This window comes from Novosphingobium sp. LASN5T (assembly GCF_003856955.1).
Lineage (GTDB): Bacteria > Pseudomonadota > Alphaproteobacteria > Sphingomonadales > Sphingomonadaceae > Novosphingobium.
Map to the genome: position 1 here is coordinate 93,876 of NZ_RQSI01000001.1, position 19,679 is coordinate 113,554.

General features: G+C 66.7%; 19 protein-coding genes and 2 tRNA genes. 12 read left to right on the top strand and 9 right to left on the bottom strand.

The features are described 5' to 3' along the window. Positions 1–128: 128 nt before the first annotated feature. Entirely contained in the window at positions 129–2,186 is a 2,058-nt protein-coding gene (gene recG / locus EH199_RS00455) for an ATP-dependent DNA helicase RecG (protein ID WP_124807647.1), read from the top strand. 72 nt (positions 2,187–2,258) lie between these two features. On the opposite strand, the gene EH199_RS00460 is transcribed toward recG, so the two are convergent. Further along, positions 2,259–2,335: transfer RNA gene (locus EH199_RS00460), tRNA-Asp, on the bottom strand. Positions 2,336–2,556: 221 nt separating this feature from the next. Between EH199_RS00460 and EH199_RS00465 the strand changes: the two genes are divergently transcribed. Then, complete coding sequence (locus tag EH199_RS00465) at positions 2,557–3,000, top strand: hypothetical protein (protein WP_223806390.1); 444 nt, start codon at positions 2,557–2,559, stop codon at positions 2,998–3,000. A gap of 23 nt (positions 3,001–3,023) precedes the next feature. Here EH199_RS00465 and EH199_RS00470 read toward each other — a convergent pair whose 3' ends face one another. The 4 genes from EH199_RS00470 to thyA all read right to left on the bottom strand — a co-directional run bounded on the left by EH199_RS00470 (position 3,024) and on the right by thyA (position 7,877). Continuing rightward, a complete protein-coding gene (locus EH199_RS00470; protein WP_124807325.1) occupies positions 3,024–4,370 on the bottom strand; it encodes a dihydrolipoamide acetyltransferase family protein in 1,347 nt (448 codons plus the stop codon). A 5-nt stretch (positions 4,371–4,375) separates the two neighbouring features. Continuing rightward, positions 4,376–5,428, bottom strand: a complete 1,053-nt coding sequence (locus EH199_RS00475; protein WP_124807648.1) for an alpha-ketoacid dehydrogenase subunit beta — start codon at positions 5,426–5,428, stop codon at positions 4,376–4,378. An 8-nt stretch (positions 5,429–5,436) separates the two neighbouring features. Next, complete coding sequence (locus EH199_RS00480) at positions 5,437–6,768, bottom strand: 3-methyl-2-oxobutanoate dehydrogenase (2-methylpropanoyl-transferring) subunit alpha (RefSeq protein ID WP_124807326.1); 1,332 nt, start codon at positions 6,766–6,768, stop codon at positions 5,437–5,439. Positions 6,769–6,911: 143 nt separating this feature from the next. Beyond that, a complete protein-coding gene (gene thyA, locus EH199_RS00485) occupies positions 6,912–7,877 on the bottom strand; it encodes a thymidylate synthase (protein ID WP_124807327.1) in 966 nt (321 codons plus the stop codon). A 159-nt stretch (positions 7,878–8,036) separates the two neighbouring features. Here thyA and EH199_RS00490 point away from each other — a divergent pair. Beyond that, positions 8,037–8,113 (top strand) — tRNA-Pro (locus tag EH199_RS00490). A gap of 49 nt (positions 8,114–8,162) precedes the next feature. On the opposite strand, the gene EH199_RS00495 is transcribed toward EH199_RS00490, so the two are convergent. The 4 genes from EH199_RS00495 to EH199_RS00510 form a co-directional block, all read right to left on the bottom strand. Continuing rightward, the gene (locus tag EH199_RS00495) at positions 8,163–8,384 is read right to left on the bottom strand and encodes a DUF2842 domain-containing protein (protein ID WP_124807328.1); all 222 of its coding nucleotides are present in this window, start codon (positions 8,382–8,384) and stop codon (positions 8,163–8,165) included. After that, the gene (locus EH199_RS00500) at positions 8,381–8,962 is read right to left on the bottom strand and encodes a 5-formyltetrahydrofolate cyclo-ligase (protein WP_124807329.1); all 582 of its coding nucleotides are present in this window, start codon (positions 8,960–8,962) and stop codon (positions 8,381–8,383) included. Before EH199_RS00500 ends, EH199_RS00495 begins: the two co-directional genes overlap by 4 nt. A gap of 239 nt (positions 8,963–9,201) precedes the next feature. Next, positions 9,202–9,525: a cell division protein ZapA gene (locus tag EH199_RS00505; RefSeq protein ID WP_124807330.1), complete on the bottom strand. Its 324-nt coding sequence runs from the start codon at positions 9,523–9,525 to the stop codon at positions 9,202–9,204. Continuing rightward, a complete protein-coding gene (locus EH199_RS00510; protein WP_124807331.1) occupies positions 9,522–9,737 on the bottom strand; it encodes a hypothetical protein in 216 nt (71 codons plus the stop codon). Before EH199_RS00510 ends, EH199_RS00505 begins: the two co-directional genes overlap by 4 nt. Before the next feature lie 175 nt (positions 9,738–9,912). On the opposite strand from EH199_RS00510, the gene tkt reads away from it, so the two are divergent. From tkt to EH199_RS00555, 9 genes are all read left to right on the top strand, one after another. Further along, complete coding sequence (gene tkt / locus EH199_RS00515) at positions 9,913–11,880, top strand: transketolase (protein ID WP_124807332.1); 1,968 nt, start codon at positions 9,913–9,915, stop codon at positions 11,878–11,880. A gap of 19 nt (positions 11,881–11,899) precedes the next feature. Further along, positions 11,900–12,907 carry a type I glyceraldehyde-3-phosphate dehydrogenase gene (gene gap, locus EH199_RS00520; protein WP_124807333.1) on the top strand — a complete coding sequence of 336 codons (1,008 nt, stop codon included), beginning with the start codon at positions 11,900–11,902 and terminating at the stop codon, positions 12,905–12,907. A gap of 117 nt (positions 12,908–13,024) precedes the next feature. Next, on the top strand, positions 13,025–14,215 hold the full coding sequence (gene pgk / locus EH199_RS00525) for a phosphoglycerate kinase (RefSeq protein WP_124807334.1): 1,191 nt from the start codon (positions 13,025–13,027) through the stop codon (positions 14,213–14,215). Between the two features lie 116 nt (positions 14,216–14,331). Next, positions 14,332–15,228 (top strand): fructose bisphosphate aldolase, encoded by an 897-nt coding sequence (locus EH199_RS00530; protein WP_124807335.1) that lies wholly within the window; start codon positions 14,332–14,334, stop codon positions 15,226–15,228. 99 nt (positions 15,229–15,327) lie between these two features. Further along, on the top strand, positions 15,328–15,825 hold the full coding sequence (locus tag EH199_RS00535) for a hypothetical protein (RefSeq protein WP_124807336.1): 498 nt from the start codon (positions 15,328–15,330) through the stop codon (positions 15,823–15,825). Between the two features lie 43 nt (positions 15,826–15,868). Then, complete coding sequence (gene thiE, locus EH199_RS00540; protein WP_124807337.1) at positions 15,869–16,513, top strand: thiamine phosphate synthase; 645 nt, start codon at positions 15,869–15,871, stop codon at positions 16,511–16,513. A gap of 112 nt (positions 16,514–16,625) precedes the next feature. Continuing rightward, complete coding sequence (locus tag EH199_RS00545) at positions 16,626–17,636, top strand: efflux RND transporter periplasmic adaptor subunit (RefSeq protein WP_124807338.1); 1,011 nt, start codon at positions 16,626–16,628, stop codon at positions 17,634–17,636. Further along, the gene (locus EH199_RS00550; protein WP_124807339.1) at positions 17,633–18,883 is read left to right on the top strand and encodes an ABC transporter permease; all 1,251 of its coding nucleotides are present in this window, start codon (positions 17,633–17,635) and stop codon (positions 18,881–18,883) included. The genes EH199_RS00545 and EH199_RS00550 overlap by 4 nt, the downstream gene beginning before the upstream one ends. Beyond that, complete coding sequence (locus EH199_RS00555) at positions 18,880–19,614, top strand: ABC transporter ATP-binding protein (protein ID WP_124807340.1); 735 nt, start codon at positions 18,880–18,882, stop codon at positions 19,612–19,614. The genes EH199_RS00550 and EH199_RS00555 overlap by 4 nt, the downstream gene beginning before the upstream one ends. The last annotated feature ends 65 nt before the right edge of the window (positions 19,615–19,679 follow it).

Consider the following 19,679-nt stretch of genomic DNA (forward strand, 5'->3'; position numbering starts at 1 on the left):
GCGCGCAGATCGCGATCGTTTCCATGCGCTGGGTCAAAATTGCGCGGACTGGGGGCAAAAGCCGACCGGTCCGGCGGAAGGCCTGCCGCCGCTGGCGCTCCGGCGTCCCGCCGACTATGTCGGCAGCGATGCGCCCCGATCTGCTCAACCCGCTGTTTGCCGAGGCCGCCAGCCTGAAAGGCGTGGGGCCGGGGCTGGCCCGTCCGCTGGAGCGCCTCGCGCTGACGCGCGTGCGCGATATCGCCTATCACCTGCCCGATCGGTTCGTGCTGCGCCGCGCGGTCGCCAATCTCGACGAGGCGAGCGTGGGCGAACAGATCGTGGTGGCGCTGACCGTGCGCGAACACCGTGCCTCGGCCGGCCGCGGCCCCTTCCGCGTTATGGCGGAGGACGTGTTGGGCAATGTCGTCGCGCTCACCTATTTCGGCCGCTCGTCCTATACCGCGCGCAAACAGTTGCCTCCGGGCGAGACGCGCTGGATCGCGGGCCGGCTCGACCAGTTCGGGCAGACGCTGCAGATCGTCCACCCCGATCATGTCAGCGAGGAAAGCGCTGGCGCGCTCGGGCAATTGAACGAACCGGTCTATCCGCTGGCCGAAGGATTGACGCAGGGGCGGGTGCAGGCGCTGGTCCATCAGGCGATCGGCCTGCTTCCCGATCTGCCCGAATGGATCGAGCCCGGCCTGTTGCAGAAGATGGACTGGCCGGCGTGGAAAGCGGCGCTGACCGAGGCGCATCTCGGCGAGAACGTCCTCGCGCGCGATCGGCTCGCCTACGACGAACTGCTCGCCAACAGCCTGGCACTGATGCTGGTGCGCGCCAGCAACCGCGAGCGCGCGGGCACGCCGCTTCAGGGCGACGGGCATTTGCGCGCCAAGCTGCACCTGCCGTTCGAGCTGACCGGCGCGCAGAAGCGGGCGATTGCCGAGATCGAAGGCGATGTGGCGCAGGGCGCGCCGATGCTGCGGCTGCTGCAGGGCGATGTCGGCTCGGGCAAGACGGCGGTGGCGCTCCACGCCATGCTGATCGCGGTGGAAGCGGGCGGGCAGGCCGCACTGCTGGCGCCCACCGAAATCCTCGCGCGCCAGCACCACGCCACGCTCACGCGCATGGCCGCCGGCACCGGTGTGGAAATTGCGCTGCTGACCGGGCGCGACAAGGGCAGGGCGCGGGAATCGATCCTGATGGGGCTGCTGGACGGTTCCATCCACATCTGCGTCGGGACCCATGCGATCTTTCAGGAGGCGGTCAGCTATCGCAACCTGGCACTGGTGGTGATCGACGAACAGCACCGCTTTGGCGTCGGGCAGCGCCTGATGCTGACGCAGAAGGCGCGGCGCACGCCGCATTGCCTGGCGATGACGGCCACGCCCATTCCCCGCACGCTTACGCTGGCCCAGTATGGCGAGATGGACGTCTCGCGGCTCGATGAGATGCCGCCGGGCCGGCAGGCGATCGATACCCGCGTTGTCGCGGTGGAGCGCATGGCGGAGGTGATCGACGGGATCGGCCGCCATATCGCGAAAGGCGGCCAAGCCTATTGGGTCTGCCCGATGGTGCGCGAGCAGGAAAACGAGGATCTGGCCGCGGCTGAGGCGCGCTTCGCCCTGCTGCGCGAGCGCTTCGGAGACGATGTCGTGCTCGTCCATGGCCAGTTGCGGCCTGAAGCCAAGGACGCCGCGATGGAGCGGTTCGCCGGCGGCGCGGCCAAGCTGCTGGTGGCGACCACCGTGATCGAGGTCGGCGTCGACGTGCCCAACGCCACGCTGATGGTGATCGAGCAGGCGGAGCGCTTCGGCCTTGCCCAGTTGCACCAGTTGCGCGGGCGCGTGGGACGGGGCAGCGAACGCTCCACCTGCCTTTTGCTGCGCGGCGATGCGCTGTCCGAAACGGGCCGCGAGCGGCTGGCGCTGATGCGCGAGACGCAGGATGGTTTCCGCCTCGCGGAGGAGGACCTGCGCCTGCGCGGCGGCGGCGAATTGCTGGGAACGCGCCAGTCGGGCGACACCCCGTTTCGCGTCGCCGATTTCGAACAGGTCGCCCGCCTGCTGCCGCTGGCGCACGACGATGCGCGCCTGCTGATGGAACGCGACGGCGGCCTCGCTTCGCCGCGCGGCGAAGCGGCGCGCGTGCTACTTTACCTGTTCGAGCGCGACTGGGGCGTGCAATTGCTGCGCGGCGGATGATGGGTGCAAAACGCGAACTTGGTGAAAATTCCCAAGGAGCGGGCGGCCAATTTTCCTTCTGAATGAAGGAAATGGCGCGAGTGACGGGGCTCGAACCCGCGACCTCCGGCGTGACAGGCCGGCGCTCTAACCAACTGAGCTACACCCGCGTTCCCTTGGGAGCCGCGCCTCTATGCGAGCGGGCCGAGGCTGTCAACAGGTCTCGTCGCCAGTTTTTTTCCACAGCCGGATATCCCCTTTCGACCTGCGTCATTTCGCGCATTTAGGGCGCGTTAACCAAGCTTTAGGCGCTGCCGGCTAGCATGAACCCCGGACGGGCGCGCAGGGGGTGCGCCGGGGGATAGTGATGATTTTCAGGACAGGGGCTTCGATGGTCGGGGCTGTGGCGGTCGCCGCGCCGCTGGCCGCGCAGGTTGCGCAACCGGTGCGTTTTGCCAGCGACGTCTTTGTGGAACGCTTCATTCCCGGTCCCGGCGGGCGGATGAGCCGCGTGCTGGAACGCCCCGATCGCCTCAATCCGGGCGATCGCGTGGTCTTCGTGGTCAACTGGAAAGCCGATCGCGGGCGCGATTTCACCGTGACCAACCCTCTCCCTCGCGCCGTCGCGTTTCAGCGCAGCGCCGACGGGCTGGAGGAAGTGTCGATCGATGGCGGCCGCACCTGGGGCGCGCTCGAGGACCTGCGCGTGCGCGATGCCGATGGTTCGATGCGCCATGCCACGCCCGATGACGTGACGCATGTGCGCTGGCGCGTGCCGGCGCGCCTCGCGCTCGCCGGCGCGGGGCAGTTCACCTATCGCGGCGTGGTGCGCTGAAAAGCTGAACGCCGGCCGGCGTCTCAGTCCGCCAGCAACAGCACCGGCGTTTCGATCAGCTTCTTCACCTCCTGCACGAAGCTGGCCGCATCCCAGCCGTCCACGACACGATGATCGCAGCTGATCGAGATATTCATCAGCTTGCGCTTCTCGATGCGCTCGCCGCCCATTCCGTCGGACACGAACATTGGCCGCTCGACGATCCGGTTCGGCCCGATGATCGCCACTTCCGGCCGGTTGATGACCGGGGTGGTGGCTACGCCGCCCAGCGGCCCCAGCGAGGTAACGGTCAGGGTGGAGCCCGAGAGTTCGTCGGATTTCGCCGTGCCATTGCGCGCGGCTTCCGCGAGACGCACGATCTCCGCCGCGAGCTGCCACAGGTTGCGGCTCTGCGCGTCGCGGATCACGGGCACCATCAGGCCGGCGGGCGTCTGCGTCGCCATGCCGAGATGGACCGCGCCATGGCGCGTCACCACGCCGGCTTCGTCGTCATAGCGCGCGTTGAGCATCGGAAAGCGGGGCAGGGTGCGGCAGATCGCCGCGATCAACAGCGGCAGCATGGTCAGTTTGGGCTTGTCGCCCCGCGCGCTGTTCAATTGCGCGCGCATCGCTTCCAGCGCGGTGACGTCGCATTCCTCGACATAGGAGAAGTGCGGGATGTTGCGCTTGGACGCGGCCATGTTCTCGGCGATGCGGCGGCGCAGACCGATGACCTTGACCACCTCGTCCCCGCGCGTCGCGCCCGCCGGGCGATAGCCGCCCGCGCCGTTGTAGGCGAGGAACTGGTCGAGGTCGGCATGGCGGATGCGCCCTTCCTCGGATGGGCGGACCTGCGCCAGATCAATCCCCAGCTCCTTAGCGCGCTGGCGCACGGCAGGGCTGGCGAGGACTTTGGCGTGGGGGGCGGGGGGCTGCACGGGGCCTTCGACAGGCTCAGGCTGAGCGGGGGTGGGTTGCGCCTCTTTCTCCCTCTGCCCCTCAAGGGGGAGAGGGGTGGGGAGAGGGGGCGTCTGCGCTTCGGCGCCAGTAGCGGTAGCGGAGGTGGACGTTGCGTCCCCCTCTCCCAACCCTCTCCCCCCGGACGGGTGAGAGGGTTTTTGCGCGGCGCCGACCTCCGCCTCGTCCTCGCCCTCGGTCTCGATCACCACCAGCGGCGATCCGATGGCCACAACGTCGCCCACGTCGCCGGCAACCTCGATCACCACGCCCGAAACCGGGCTTTCCATCTCGACCGTGGCCTTGTCGGTCATCATGTCGGCCACGCGGCCGTCTTCCTCGATCCGGTCGCCGATCTGGACGTGCCAGGCGACGATTTCGGCTTCGGCGATGCCTTCACCGATGTCGGGGAGGCGGAAAATGAACTTGCCCATCGTGCTTACGCTTTCAGAAGACGATCGACCGCCTCGCCAATGCGGACGGGACCGGGGAAATAGGCCCATTCAAGGCTGTGCGGATAAGGCGTGTCGAAACCCGTCACGCGCTCGATCGGCGCCTCGAGATGATAGAAGCAGCGTTCCTGCACCAGCGCGGAGAGCTCGGCGCCAAAGCCGGAGGTGCGCGTCGCTTCGTGGACGATCAGGCACTTGCCCGTCTTGCGCACCGATTGCTCGATCGTGTCGATATCGAGCGGCACCAGCGTGCGCAGGTCGATGATCTCGGCATCCACGCCTTTTTCGCGCAGTACCGCCTCGGCCACGTGGACCATCGTGCCATAGGCCAGCACCGTCACCGCCTCGCCCGGGCGCACAATGCGCGCCTTGCCGAGCGGTATGGAATAATAGCCTTCGGGCACCGCGCTGTCGGGATGGCGGCTCCACGGCTCCACCGGCTTGTCGTAATAGCCGTTGAAGGGGCCGTTGTAGATGCGCTTCGGCTCGAAGAAGATCACCGGGTCGTTATCCTCGATCGCGGCGATCAGCAGGCCCTTGGCATCGTGCGGGGTGCTGGGCACCACCGTCTTGATCCCGGCGACGTGGGTGAACAGCGCCTCGGGGCTCTGGCTGTGGGTCTGCCCGCCGAAGATGCCGCCGCCGAAAGGCGATCGCACCGTCAGCGGCGCGATGAAGCCGCCGGCCGAGCGGTAGCGCAGCCGCGCCGCTTCCGAGACGAGCTGGTCCAGCCCCGGATAGATATAGTCGGCGAACTGGATTTCCGGCACCGGGCGCAGGCCATAGGCGCCCATGCCCACGGCCACGCCGATGATCCCGCATTCGCTGATCGGCGTATCGAACACGCGCGTCTTGCCGTACTTCTTCTGCAGGCCCGCCGTCGCGCGGAACACGCCGCCGAAATAGCCGACGTCCTCGCCCATCACGACCACGTCGGGATCGCGTTCCATCATCAGGTCGAGCGCGTCGTTGATCGCCTCGATCATGTTCAGCCGCCGCGTCGGCGCTTCGGAAAGCGACACGGGCGCTTCCTCGATCATCGGTTCGCTCACCGGCCATTCTCCCGCCAGCTTTCGTCCGACCATTCCGGCCACTTGATCCGCCGTTCGCGGATCGCCTGCTCGCTCTGTTCCCTGAGGTGCCAGGGCAGTTCCTCGAACACGTCCTCGAACATCGTATGGAACGGGTGGTGCAGGCCGTGGCCCAGCACGCCGTTCTTTTCCGCCTCGCGCGTGGCGGCCTTGACCAGATCGACCAGTTCGCGGTCCATCGCCGCGTGCTGTTCCTCCGACCATTCGCCCAGAGCGATCAGATGGCGCAGCAGGCGCGTGACGGGATCGCCCAGCGGCCATTCCTCGCGTTCCTGCGCGGACCGGTATTGTGTGGGATCGTCCGAGGTCGAATGCCCTTCGGCACGGTAGGTGAAATGTTCGATCAGCGCCGGTCCGGCGTTGGCACGGGCGCGGTTCGCGGCCCATTGCGTCGCGGCATAGACCGCCAGCGGATCGTTACCGTCCACGCGCAGCCCGGCGATGCCATAGCCGATGGCCCGCGCGGCAAAGGTGGTCCGTTCCGCCCCGGCAAAGCCCGAGAAGCTGGAAATGGCCCACTGGTTGTTCACGACGTTGAAGATGACCGGCGCGTTGTAAACGGCGGCGAAGGTCATCGCGGAATGGAAATCTCCCTCCGCCGTCGATCCTTCGCCGATCCAGGTCGCCGCGATGCGGGTGTCACCCTTGATCGCGCTGGCCATGGCCCAGCCCACCGCCTGTGGGTATTGCGTGGCGAGGTTGCCGGAGATCGTGAAGAACGCATGCTCCGGCGCCGAATACATGATCGGGAGCTGGCGCCCCTTCAGCTTGTCCGCGCGGTTCGAATAGATCTGGTTGATCATCTCGACCAGCGGATAACCGCGCGTGATCAGGATGCCCTGCTGGCGATAGCTGGGGAACACCATGTCATCGTGCGCCAGCGCCATCGCCGGGGCGATCGAGGTGGCCTCCTCGCCGGTACACTTCATGTAGAAGCTCGTCTTGCCCTGCCGCTGGCCGCGATACATGCGATCGTCGAACGCGCGGGTCAGCGCCATCATGCGCAACATCCGCCGCAGCGTTTCGGCATCCAGCTTCGGGTTCCAAGGCCCTACGGCGCGATTCTCGTCATCGAGCACGCGCACGAGGTCGAGGCACAGCGGATGCGTTTCGGACGCGGCGCAGCTTTCGTCGGGCCGGGGCTGTGCACCCGCCGGTGGAACCTTGATGTGGCTATAATCGACCGTGTCACCCGGCCGGAATTTCGGTTCGGGTACGTGTAGCGACAAGGGCGGCAGGTTGCCGTGCCCTTGGGTTCCCGTCGCCCCGGGGGCGCCCGCGTCGGTCATGCTCGCAGATCCAGCATCGATGTCTCTCCCGCACGCTTGAACGCGCGACTCGCCGCCGCGATCCGTCCGGTGCAAAATTACTCAACGATGTTATTTTATTTCAAAGCTGCGCACAAGAGAAACAAGTACGACTTCATGTCACCTCATACCGCGACCGGTGCCGCGATGTGCGCGGCGGGCTGGTAATCGCGCACCACGAAGTCCTCGATGCGGTAGTCGAAGATCGAATCCGGCCGGCGCGTGATGTCCAGCCGGGGATCGCCCGCAGGCGTCCGCGCAATCTGCGCCTCCACCAGATCGGCATGGTTGAGGTAGAGATGCACGTCACCGCCCATCCACACCAGTTCACCCGGCTCCAGATCGCACTGCTGCGCCAGCATGCGCAGGAACAGCGCCGCGCCCCACAGGTTGAACGGCAGCCCCAGCGCCACATCGCAGCTGCGCTGGTAGAGCAGGGCGGACAAGCGGTTGCCCGAAACGTGGAACTGGTAGGTCTTGTGGCACGGCGGGAGGGCCATGGCGTCCAGCTCGGCCACGTTCCAGCCTTCGACAATATGGCGGCGGCTGCCGGGATTGGTGCGCAGGCTGCGCACCACATCGGCCACCTGGTTCACACCCTGATCGCGCCGCCGGAACGCGCCCTGGCCGTCCGGTTCATATACCGGCCAGTCGACCCATTGCTTGCCATAGACCGGGCCGAGATCGCCCCATCGCGCGGCGAAGGCTTCGTCGGCGACGATCCGCGCGGAAAAGTCGGCGCGGCTGATCGGATCACCGGTTTCGCGGCGGTAGCGGTCGAGCGGCCAATCGGTCCAGATTTCCACGCCTTGCGCGCAGAGCGCGCGGATATTGGTGTCGCCGGTCAGGAACCACAGGAATTCGCGCGTGGCGGTCTTCCAGAACACGCGCTTGGTGGTCAGCAGGGGTACGCGTCCGTCCGACAGATCGAACCGCAGTTCGGCGCCGAACACCGATCGCGTGCCGATTCCGGTGCGATCCACCCGCTCGTCGCCCTGTTGCCAGATGCGGCGCATCAGGTCGAGATACTGCCATTCGTAATGCGGCGCTTCGCGCGAAGGCGGGGAATCGGAACGGAGGACGGAAGCCATGCGCCGAACCTAGGCCGCGATCGCGGCGGGCGCAAAGGGAGGCTGAATTTTGGCCGGCGGGAATGTGGAAAAACTTTTCGATTGCCCGCTTGCCACCCGTGGAACCGCCGCCTATAGGGCGCGCCTGCCTCGCAGCCGGGTGACCGGCGGCGGATCGGTCGGGGAGTAGCTCAGCCTGGTAGAGCACTGTCTTCGGGAGGCAGGGGCCGGAGGTTCGAATCCTCTCTCCCCGACCATTTCACTTCATTTTTAGCGCGTGAAGCCGCTTTGCGGCGGCGCGGGGCCTCAGCCCCAGCGGCCCGTTTCCATCCAGATCAGATAGCGCCGCAGCGGCAACAGCCAGATCGTGCCCAGCACGATGTAGATCGGCGTCTGCACCAGCACCGGCAGCCTGCCGATCGGCGTCGAAAGCCCGGCCACGATCACGGCATAAACCAGCAGCGCGATGAATAGCGCCAGGATGCCCACGGGCTTGCGCCACGTCGGTTTTGTCTCGCCCGGCTTCATCGATGCTCCTCCCACGGGCCATAGAGCCGTGTCGGCGTGACCACGGCATGCAGCGGGCGGTCGTGCGGTTCGCGCGGCAGATCGTCGGCCAGCTGGCAATCCCAGGCGAGGCCAATGGCCTTCGTTTGCGGGTGCGCTTCCAGCCAGCGGTCATAGTGTCCGCCGCCCTGACCCAGCCGACCGCCGTCGGCGGTGAAGCCCACCAGCGGCACGAACAGGACATCAGGCACCACATCTTCGGCCTCGTCGGTGGGCTGGAGCGTGCCGTAAGGCCCCTGCTCCAGCAGATCGTCGATATGCGGGCTCGCCCAGGTGCGGAAGCGCATTGGCGCTGCGCGCGTGACGAAGTGGGGCAGGGCGATAGTGTGGCCGGCATCGTAGAAGAACCGGGCGTAGCCACCTGCCGGTGCCTCTTCCGCGTTGGCCATGTAGAGGCCCACGGCCTGCCCCGGCTGCACCAGATCGGCCACGGGGCGTGGTGGCCGCATCAGCATCAGCGCGCGCACGCGCGGGTCCAGCGCGGCGACATGCGCGCGGCGCGCGGCGCGCAGTTCCTTGCGCAAGGCCGTCTTGGCCATGGCGGTTTCAGCGGGGGAAGGCGGTTGGGTCATGGACGGGATGGGGGTGACGGGTCCACCATGGGTCGGTTTCCGGGAAAATCCTCTGACGCCTCAACGTCAGGTGGGGACCATGTACCACTGGCCAGGGCCAGGGCAGGGACAGCCCCCGTGGATTGCTTATAGCCTCAGGGATGTTTCATGCGGCTCGTGCCGGGCAGATCCCGTCGCCCCTGATGTAGGGCGTCCGTGCCCCGGGCTCAAGATGGCTGTTCGATCTGCTGCGCCAGTTTTTCCACGCGCTCGGCCAGCGCCTGCACCCGCGCGACCACGCTGGCTGGCGCTTCGGTGGAAGGGGCCTCCCCGGCAGGAGGAGGCGCCTTGCGGTGCTCCTCGTGCAGTTCGTCGGCCAGGAACAGAGCGGCATAGAGCATCATCCGCGATTCGCTCTGTCCGGCGGCCGCGCCCAGCTTGCGCACGCGCTCGTCGATCATCCGCCCCAGCATTTCGAGATGCGCTTCCTCGCCCTCGGCGCAGGCGACGGTGAACGGGCGGCCCCCGATCTGGAGCGATACGTTGCTCATTTGGGAATGCCTGCCAGCAGCAGATCGAGCTGTTGCAGCTCTTCCGCCACCTTGTCCTTCAGCTTGCGATGCCGGGTTTTCAAGGCCTTCAGTTCAACGGTGGCCTCACCTTCGGCGCAAGCGGCCGTGCGCAGCGCGACGACTCCCGCTTCCAGCCGGCCCAAGGCTTGCTCGATCTGGTCGAGCGCTGCGTTCAATGCTTCGGTCGCCATGAACAAGCGCTAGCATAAATGGTTGGCGTCGCAATATATCGCGGGAATTGTTCCCCAACTGTATCATTGTGCGACCGTTCGCTTGACCTGCAACGGTCCCGTGATCAAAGAGGCTCCGCTCCGAATCATCAGGAATTCGCGCGATGGCGCGACAGGGAAGGGCCTTTTTCAAGCGATGACACGCGATCCCTCCGCGCTGGCTCCCATGGCCAACGCGATCCGTGCGCTTGCCATGGACGCGGTTCAGGCAGCCAACTCAGGCCATCCCGGTATGCCCATGGGCATGGCCGACGTCGCCACCGTGCTGTGGACGCAGTTCCTCAAGCACGATCCGTCCCAGCCAAAATGGTCCGATCGTGACCGTTTCGTGCTGTCGGCCGGCCACGGGTCGATGCTGATCTACGCGCTGCTGCACCTGACCGGGTATGAAGCGCCGACGATGGACGACATCCGCAACTTTCGGCAGATGACCAGCCCCTGCGCCGGGCACCCGGAAAACTTCCTGCTCGAAGGCGTGGAATGCACTACCGGCCCGCTGGGGCAGGGCCTGGCCATGGCCGTGGGCATGGCGATGGCCGAGCGCCATCTCAACGCCACGTTCGGCGATGACCTGGTCGATCACCGAACCTGGGTGGTGGCGGGCGATGGTTGCCTGATGGAAGGCATCAACCACGAGGCGATCGGCCTTGCCGCCACGCTGAAGCTTGGCCGTCTCAACGTGCTGTGGGACGACAACAAGATCACTATCGACGGCGATACCTCGCTGTCGACGAGCGAGGACATCCTTGCCCGCTATGCCGCCACGGGATGGCATGTCGGTTCGTGCGACGGGCACGATTTCGCCGACATCGCCCGCGCGCTGACGGAAGCCGCTGCCGATCCGCGCCCCTCGCTGGTCGCCTGCCGCACGATCATCGGCAAGGGCGCGCCCAACAAGCAGGGCAGCCACAGCGTGCATGGTGCGGCACTGGGTGCCGACGAAATCGCCGCCGCGCGCGAATACCTCGGCTGGACGGCGGCGCCGTTCGAAATTCCGGCGGACATCCTCGCAAACTGGCGCGCTGCCGGCGCGGCGGGCAAGACCGCCCGCGCGGACTGGGAAGCCCGCGCCGCCAGCCATCCGCAGGCCGCCGAACTCGCCCGCCGCATGGCCGGCGAACTGCCCGCCGAGACCGGCTTCGACGCCTATATCCAGTCGCTGATCGCCAACCCGCCCAAGGTCGCGACCCGCAAGGCCAGCGAAATGGCGCTGGAAGCCCTGACGGCCGCGATTCCCGAAATGGTCGGCGGCTCGGCGGATCTGACCGGTTCGAACAACACCAAGACCAAGTCGACCGCGCCGTTCAACGCGGACAATTACGCCGGCCGTTACGTCTATTTCGGCATCCGCGAATTCGGCATGGCCACCGCGATGAACGGCATGGCGCTGCACGGCGGCGTGATCCCCTATGGCGGCACGTTCCTGGTGTTCTCGGACTACTGCCGTAACGCGGTGCGCCTTTCGGCGCTTCAGCATCAGCGCGTGGTCTATGTGTTCACGCACGATTCGATCGGCCTGGGCGAAGACGGCCCGACCCACCAGCCGGTCGAGCACGTCATGTCGTTGCGCATGATCCCGAACCTGCTGGTGTTCCGGCCGGCCGACGCCATCGAAACGGCGGAAGCCTGGGCGATCGCGCTGGCCAACAAGGATCGCCCCACCGTTCTCGCGCTCACCCGCCAGAACCTGCCGCCGCTGCGGTTCGATACCGAGATGAAGAGCGCGAAGGGCGCCTATCGCCTCGTTTCCGCCGAAGCCGCGCGCCAGGTCGTGCTGCTGGCAACCGGTTCGGAAGTCGCGCTTGCCAAGGACGTGGCTGCCACACTCGAAGCGCAGGGCATCGGCGCCGATGTCGTTTCGGTCCCGTGCTGGGAACTGTTCGACGAACAGGACGCCGCCTACCGCACCGATCTGCTACCGGCCGATGTGCTGAAGGTATCGATCGAGGCCGGCGTCACGCTGGGCTGGCAGAAATATGTCGGCGATGGCCTGACCATCGGCATGGACACGTTCGGCGCCTCCGCTCCGGCCGAAGTGCTGTTCGATCACTTCGGCTTTGCGGTCGACAAGATCGTTCCCAAGATTCTTTCACGAATTTCGTAATTTATCAGGAGAAGCTGACATGGCGATCAAGGTTGCGATCAACGGTTTCGGACGTATCGGGCGTAATGTCGCGCGCGCCATCCTCGAACGGCCTGACTGCGGCCTTGAACTCGTGTCGATCAACGACCTGGCCGATGCCAAGGCCAACGCGCTGCTGTTCAAGCGCGACAGCGTCCACGGCGCTTTCTCGGGCGATGTCTCCGTCGACGGCAGCGATCTGATCGTCAACGGCAAGCGCATCCAGGTGACGGCCGAGAAAGACCCGGCCAACCTGCCGCACGCCGCCAACGGCATCGACATCGCGCTGGAATGCACCGGTTTCTTCACCGATCGCGCCGGCGGCCAGAAGCACCTCGACGCGGGCGCGAAGCGTGTGCTGATCTCGGCTCCGGCCAAGGGTGTTGACCTCACCGTCGTCTTTGGCGTGAACCACGACAAGCTGACCGCCGATCACACGATCGTCTCGAACGCCTCGTGCACCACCAACTGCCTCGCGCCGATGGCCAAGGTGCTGCATGAATCGATCGGCATCGAGCGTGGCCTGATGACCACGATTCATTCGTACACCAACGACCAGAAGATCCTCGACCAGATCCACAAGGACCCGCGCCGCGCCCGCGCCGCCGCGATGAACATGATCCCCACCAGCACCGGCGCCGCCGTGGCCGTGGGCGAGGTTCTGCCCGATCTCAAGGGCAAGCTCGACGGTTCGTCGATCCGCGTGCCGACCCCGAACGTCTCGGTCGTGGACCTGACCTTCACGCCGAAGCGCGATACCACGGTCGAGGAAGTGAACGGCTTGCTCAAGGCCGCCGCCGAAGGCGCGCTGAAGGGCGTGCTGGGCTTCACCGACGAACCGCTGGTGTCGATCGACTTCAACCACGATCCGCACTCGTCGACGATCGACAGCCTCGAAACCGCGGTGCTCGAAGGGAAGCTGGTGCGCGTGCTTTCGTGGTACGACAACGAATGGGGCTTCTCGAACCGGATGCTCGATACCGCCGGCGTGATGGGGAAGCTGCTCTAGTCAAGTATCGTATCAACCCCCGTTCGGTTCGAGCCCTGAGCGCCCCCCCTGCGGGCAGTCGAAGGGCTCGACACGAACGGCGGTGAGCGCTTGGGGCGATGACGCGAGGACCGAAGAATGACCGTGTTCAAGACGCTGGACGATATCGGTGACGTTTCCGGCAAGGCCGTGCTGGTCCGCGAGGATCTGAACGTGCCGATGGCTGGCGGCGCGGTGACCGACGATACCCGCCTGCGCGCGGCGGTGCCGACGCTGACCGAACTGTCCGACAAGGGCGCCGTGGTGCTGGTTCTCGCCCACTTCGGCCGCCCCAAGGGCCAGCCTTCGGCAGAGTTCTCGCTGAAGCAGGTCGTCGCGCCGCTCGCGCACGTGCTGGGCCGCCCGGTCAAGTACGTGGACTGGGAAGGCGACAAGGCCACCGTCTCGGCGCTGCAACCCGGTGACATTGCCGTGCTGGAGAACACCCGCTTCTTCGGTGGCGAGGAAAAGAACGATCCCGCCGTGGTCGAACGCTTTGCCAGCCTTGGCGATCTCTACGTGAACGATGCCTTTTCCGCCGCGCACCGCGCCCACGCGTCCACCGAGGGGCTGGCGCACGTTCTGCCGGCCTTTGCCGGCCGCGCAATGCAGGCCGAGCTTGAGGCGCTGGAAAAGGCGCTGGGCAATCCGCAGTCGCCGGTCGCGGCCGTGGTCGGCGGGGCCAAGGTCTCGACCAAGCTCGATGTGCTCAAGCACCTCGTCGGCAAGGTCGATCACCTCATCATCGGCGGCGGCATGGCCAACACCTTCCTCGCCGCGCGCGGCGTGGACGTGGGCAAATCGCTATGCGAGCATGACCTTACCGGCACCGCCGAGGAAATCCTCGACAATGCCGACAAGGCCAACTGCACCGTCCACCTGCCTTACGATGTGGTGGTGTCGAAGGAATTCGCCGCCAATCCGCCCAGCCTGCGCACCTGCAACGTGCACGAAGTCGCCGCGGACGAGATGATTCTCGATGTCGGCCCGGCCGCGGTCGAGGCGCTGGCCGACGTGCTCAAGACCTGCCGCACACTGGTCTGGAACGGTCCGCTGGGCGCGTTCGAGACCGAACCGTTCGACGCGGCCACGGTTGCGCTGGCGAAGACCGCCGCCGCGCTGACCCGCGAAGGATCGCTGATCTCGGTGGCGGGCGGGGGCGATACCGTCGCCGCGCTGAATCACGCGGGCGTCGGTGGCGACTTCAGCTACGTGTCGACCGCCGGCGGCGCTTTCCTCGAATGGATGGAAGGCAAGGAACTGCCAGGCGTCGCCGCGCTCGGCCGGTAAACCTTTTCCAAGGCGTCCGTTGCAAGGCGGACGCCTTTTCAAATGAAGTTTGTGCATAGGTATGCGCTTTTGAAAATCCTTGGATTTCCGAAGGCGCGACAGGACAGGATGGGATCATGAACGTCACTGAAATGACCGCCAAGATGGCTTCCGGCAAGGGCTTCATCGCCGCGCTCGACCAGAGCGGCGGTTCGACACCCAAGGCGCTCAAGGGCTATGGCATCGAGGAAGGCGCGTGGAGCACGGACGAGGAAATGTTCGGCCTGATCCACCAGATGCGCACGCGCATCATCACTTCGGCCGCGTTCACCGGCGAAAAGGTGATCGGCGCGATCCTGTTCGAACGCACGATGGACGGCGATGCCGGCGGCAAGCCCGTTCCCGCCGCGCTGATCGAACGCGGCGTGGTGCCCTTTATCAAGATCGACAAGGGGCTTGAGGACGAGAAGGACGGCGTCCAGCTGATGAAGCCGATGCCCGAACTCGACGCGCTGCTCGAACGCAGCAAGGCGCTGGGCGTCTATGGGACCAAGGAACGTTCGGTGATCAATTCGGCCAACCCGGCCGGGATCGCTGCCGTGGTCAAGCAGCAGTTCGAAGTCGGCAAGCAGGTGCTCGCGCATGTCATGATGCCGATCATCGAACCCGAAGTGAACATCAAGAGCGAGACCCGCGCCGAGTGCGACACGATCCTGCTCGCGGAAATCCTCAAGAACCTGGACGAACTGCCCGAAGGCACGCAGGTCATGCTCAAGCTGTCCCTGCCGATCGTGCCGGGCACGTTCGATCCGCTCGTCGCCCATCCCAAGGTGCTGCGCGTCGTCGCGCTGTCGGGCGGCTACAAGCGCCCCGAAGCCTGCGTCGAACTGGCGAAGAACGCGGGGATCATCGCCAGCTTCAGCCGTGCGCTGCTCGAAGACCTGCGCCACCAGATGACCGACGCGGAATTCGATGCCTCGCTGGCCGGTGCCATTGACGAAATCTTTACGGGTTCGACCGTCAAGTCCGCCTGACGATCTATCGATTGCAGAGGATGGGAAAGGCCGCCCCTCGCCCCGCAAAGCGGGGGAGGGGCGTCTTGCTGTCGGGAGACCGATAGCCGGGGAGAAGCCATGACCGGACCGGCATGTTCATCGTCCACCTTTGCCTATCATCGCGGCGTGGCGCCCATGGCATGGGTGCTGTTCGGGCTGGCGTCGATCGAGCTTGTCGTGGTCCATCTTCTCGTTGCGCTGCGCTGGCCATGGCTGGCCTGGCCACTGACCGCGCTCACCGCGGCGTCTTTCGCCTGGATCGTGCGGTGGATACGGTCGATGGCGCGGCTGCCCCATGTGCTTGCCGAAGGGAGCTTGTTGCTCCGCGCCGGTTCGCTGCGGCAGATCAGCGTGCCGCTGGGTGCTATTGCGGTTGTGCGCAGAAGCTGGCCGTCGGGCGCGCACAAGGAAGCGGGTGTGCGCAATCTCGTGCCCCTGGCCTATCCGAACCGGATGCTGGTGCTCTCGCCGCCGCTGGCGGATCGGCGCCCGGTTCATGCGGTCATGATCAGGCTTGATGATCCCGCCGCTTTCGATGCCGTGCTGGCGGCGCAGGGCGTGCGTTTCGAAGATTGACCTTGTGATTGCCGCCGCCCCGCAACGGCGGTAGAGCGCGCCGATGACGCAACCCGCCAGCGAACTGTATCTCATCTCCCCGCTCGATGTCTCGGGCACCTTTCCCGAACGGCTCGTCCGCGCGCTGGACGCGGGGCCGGTCGCCGCGTTCCAGTTTCGCGTCAAGGACGTGGACGATCATGCCGCGGCGCGGCTAGCCGAACCGCTCCAGCGCATCTGCGCCGACCGCGACGTGGCGTTCATCGTCAACGATTCGGTCAGCCTGGCCAAGCGCCTCGGCGCCGATGGGGTCCATCTGGGCCAGAAAGACGGCGATCCGGAGGAAGCGCGCCAGCGCCTGGGGCGTGACGCACAGATCGGTGTGACCTGCCACGCCAGCCGCCACCTCGCCATGGAAGCGGGCGAGGCCGGGGCGGACTACGTCGCGTTCGGCGCATTCTTCCCCAGCACCACCAAGGAAACCGAGCATCGTCCCGAACCGGACCTGCTGACCTGGTGGTCCACCCTGTTCGAACTGCCCTGCGTCGCCATCGGTGGCATCACCGCCGCCAATTGCGCGCCGCTGGTAACCGCTGGTGCCGATTTTCTCGCGGTGAGTCACGCCGTGTGGGGCGGGGACGAGGCGCAGGGCGTGCGCGACCTGCTGGCGGCCATCGCAGCCGCGCCCCGGCGTGAAGAAGACGAATAAGCAGCGGACACCGTTCCGCGCTTGACCCAACGCAAGGCGCGGGCGCACGTAGCACGCCAATGACCGGAAATCCGAAGGGCGCGTGGGCCCTGGCGGACATGGGGTACGGTGCGTGGGACGGAAGCGCTGGCTGGTCTGGATCGTGGTGGTACTGCTGCTCGCTGGCGCGATTGCCGGCGGACTGGCGTGGCGGGCCCGGCCACCCGCAGTGGAGGTCGCCAAGGCGCGGATCGGGCCGGCGGCGGACCTCGTTTATGCCACCGGCTATGTCGAGGCTCAGCAGCCGGTATCGGTCGCCGCCCGCATCACCGCGCCAGTGGCGCAAGTGCTCGTGTCCGAAGGGGACCGGGTGCGGCGCGGCCAGCCGCTGGTTCTCCTTGTCGATGACGAACAACGCGGCCTGCTCGATCAGGCGGCGGCGCAGCGGCGCGCGGCCGAGGATACCGAACGTCGCACGGTAACGCTCTATCGCCAGGGCTGGATGACCCGCGCCGCGCGCGATCAGGCCGTCGCCAGCGCCGATGCCGCCCGCGCGGGTGAACGCACCGCCGTTGCCCGGCGCGACCAGCTTGTCGTGCGCGCCAATACCGATGGCGTGGTCACCAAGCGCGATGTCGAACCGGGCGATCTCGCCACGCCCACGCGCGTGCTGATCCTGCTGGGTGATCCGGCGCGCATCCGCATCACCGCGACCGTGGACGAGCGCGACATCACCCGGGTCCGCGTCGGCCAGGATGCGCTGATGTCGAGCGATGCCTGGCCCGGCCGTGTGATCCATGCGCGCGTCCATGAAGTCACCCCCAGCGGCGATCCCAACGCCCGCGCCTTCCGCGTGCGCCTGCTGCCCGAAAGCGCCGGCGACCTGCCGCTGGGCATCACGCTGGAGGTCAACGTCGTCACGCGCAGCACGCAACGCGCGGTGCTGGTGCCGGCTACCGCGCTTTCCGGCGATCGCCTGTGGGTGGTGACGGACGGACAGGTCCATGCTCGTACCATCCGGCGCGGGATCGAGGCTAACGACATGGTGGAGATCGTGAGCGGGCTGCGCGCGGGCGAGACGGTGGTCGTCGTCCCGCCCGCCGACCTCGCGGAAGGACGGAAGGTCAGGATCAAGACCCCGTGATAGGCCGCCTGCTCCTGCTGCTGCACATCGCCTCGCGCCACCTGCTGATGCGGCAGCGGCAAACGCTGGTGGCGACCAGCGGCGTGGCGGTGGGCGTCGGCTTCTTCCTGGCGGTGTCGGCGCTGATGGTCGGCAGCCAGGCCGACTTCGTGCGGCAATTGATCGACGTTGCCCCGCACATCATCATTTCCGACGAATTGCGCAGCCCGGCGCCGCAGCCGGGGCGGCGCGCCTTTCCCGACGGCGCCGTGGTGCTGCACGGCTACAAGGTCCGCAACGAGGTGCGGGGTATCAAGGACTGGCAGGCGGTGATGGCCAGCGCCGCCGCCATCCCCGGCGCGGTCGTCTCGCCCAGCCTTTCGGGTGCGGTCACGCTGCGGCTTGGCGGGCGCGAGGAGCCGCTGGGCGTGATCGGCATCGATCCCGCGCTGGAATCCCGCGTCAGCACCATTTCCGACAAGCTGCGCGCCGGGCATCTCGACGATCTGGAGCGCGTGCAGGGCGGCGTCATCATCGGCGAGGAACTGGCCAGCCGGCTCGGCCTCAACATGGGCGACATCGTCGGCGCGACGGCGGCATCGGGCACCACGCGCTCGCTGCGCATCGTCGGCCTGGTCAAGAAGGGCAATTCGCAGCTCGGCTCGTCCAACGGCTACATGCTGCTGCGCGAGGCGCAATCGCTGCTCGGCCGCCCGTTCATCATCAACCGCATCGGCATCAAGCTGAGCGATCCCTATACCGCGCAGGATATCGCCCGCACGCTGGAGCAACGCTATGGCTACAAGGCGGAAAGCTGGCAGGAACGCTCGTCCGATTTCCTCTCGCTGTTGGTGACGCGCAACATCATCATGTACACCGTGGTTTCCGCGATCCTGCTGGTGGCGAGCTTCGGCATCTACACCGCCGTTTCCAACAGCGTGGCCGACAAGCGGCGCGACATCGCGATCCTGCGGTCGATGGGCTTTTCGGAAGCGGACCTGCAGATCGTGTTCGTCGTCGAAGGGCTTGCGCTGGCGGTGATCGGCGTACTGCTGGGCTGGTTGCTCGGCTATGCGCTGATGAGCATTCTCGGTTCGCTGCGCTTTGCCATCGGGGGCGAGGACCAGTCGATCCCGATCGACCGCAGTCCCCGGCAATACCTGATCGCGGCGGCGGCCTCGCTGCTGGCGGGCGGCGTGGCGGCGTGGCTGCCCGCGCGCAAATCGGCCAAGGTCGATCCCGTGGATATCCTGCGGGGGGCGATGTGAGCGCGCCCGCCCCGGACCGGCCCGTCCTTGTCGCCGAAGGACTGACTCGGCGGCTGCCGGTCGATCCCCCGGTGACGCTGGTGGACGGCGCGGACCTTGCCATCCAGCCCGGGTGCTTCACCGCCATCGTCGGGCCTTCGGGCTGCGGCAAGTCGTCGCTGCTGTACCTGCTGGGCCTGATCGACCGGCCCACGCAGGGACGGCTGCTGTTCGAAGGACGAGACATGACCCCGCTTTCGGGCGACGAGCGTGCGCGCATCCGGCTCGAACACTTCGGTTTCGTATTCCAGTTCCATTTCCTGCTGCCCGAATTCAACGCGCTGGAAAACGTGATGCTGCCGATCCGCCGGCTCGGGAAGCTGTCCAGCGCCGAGGCCGATGCGCGCGCGCGGACGCTGCTTGCTGACGTGGGCCTGGGCGAAAAGGTGCTGAAGTCCCCCGATAAGCTCTCCGGCGGCGAACGCCAGCGCGTCGCCATCGCGCGCGCATTGGCCAACGATCCCGCGCTGATCCTGGGCGACGAGCCGACCGGCAATCTCGATTCCACCAATTCGGCGCGCGTGGTCGACCTGTTCCGCACGTTGGCGCACGAACAGGGCCGGGCGGTGGTCTGCGTCACCCACGATACCGGCATTGCCGAAGTGGCTGATGTGCGCGTGACGATGCTCGACGGGCGAGTCGAGGAAGTGCGCCGTCAACATGGGGGCCAGCATGAGGGCCAGCACGGCTGACGGCGCCCCGCTTTCCTAATCCGCCGCACCATGCCAGACAGGGCCTGCGAAGTCCGCGCGGGGAA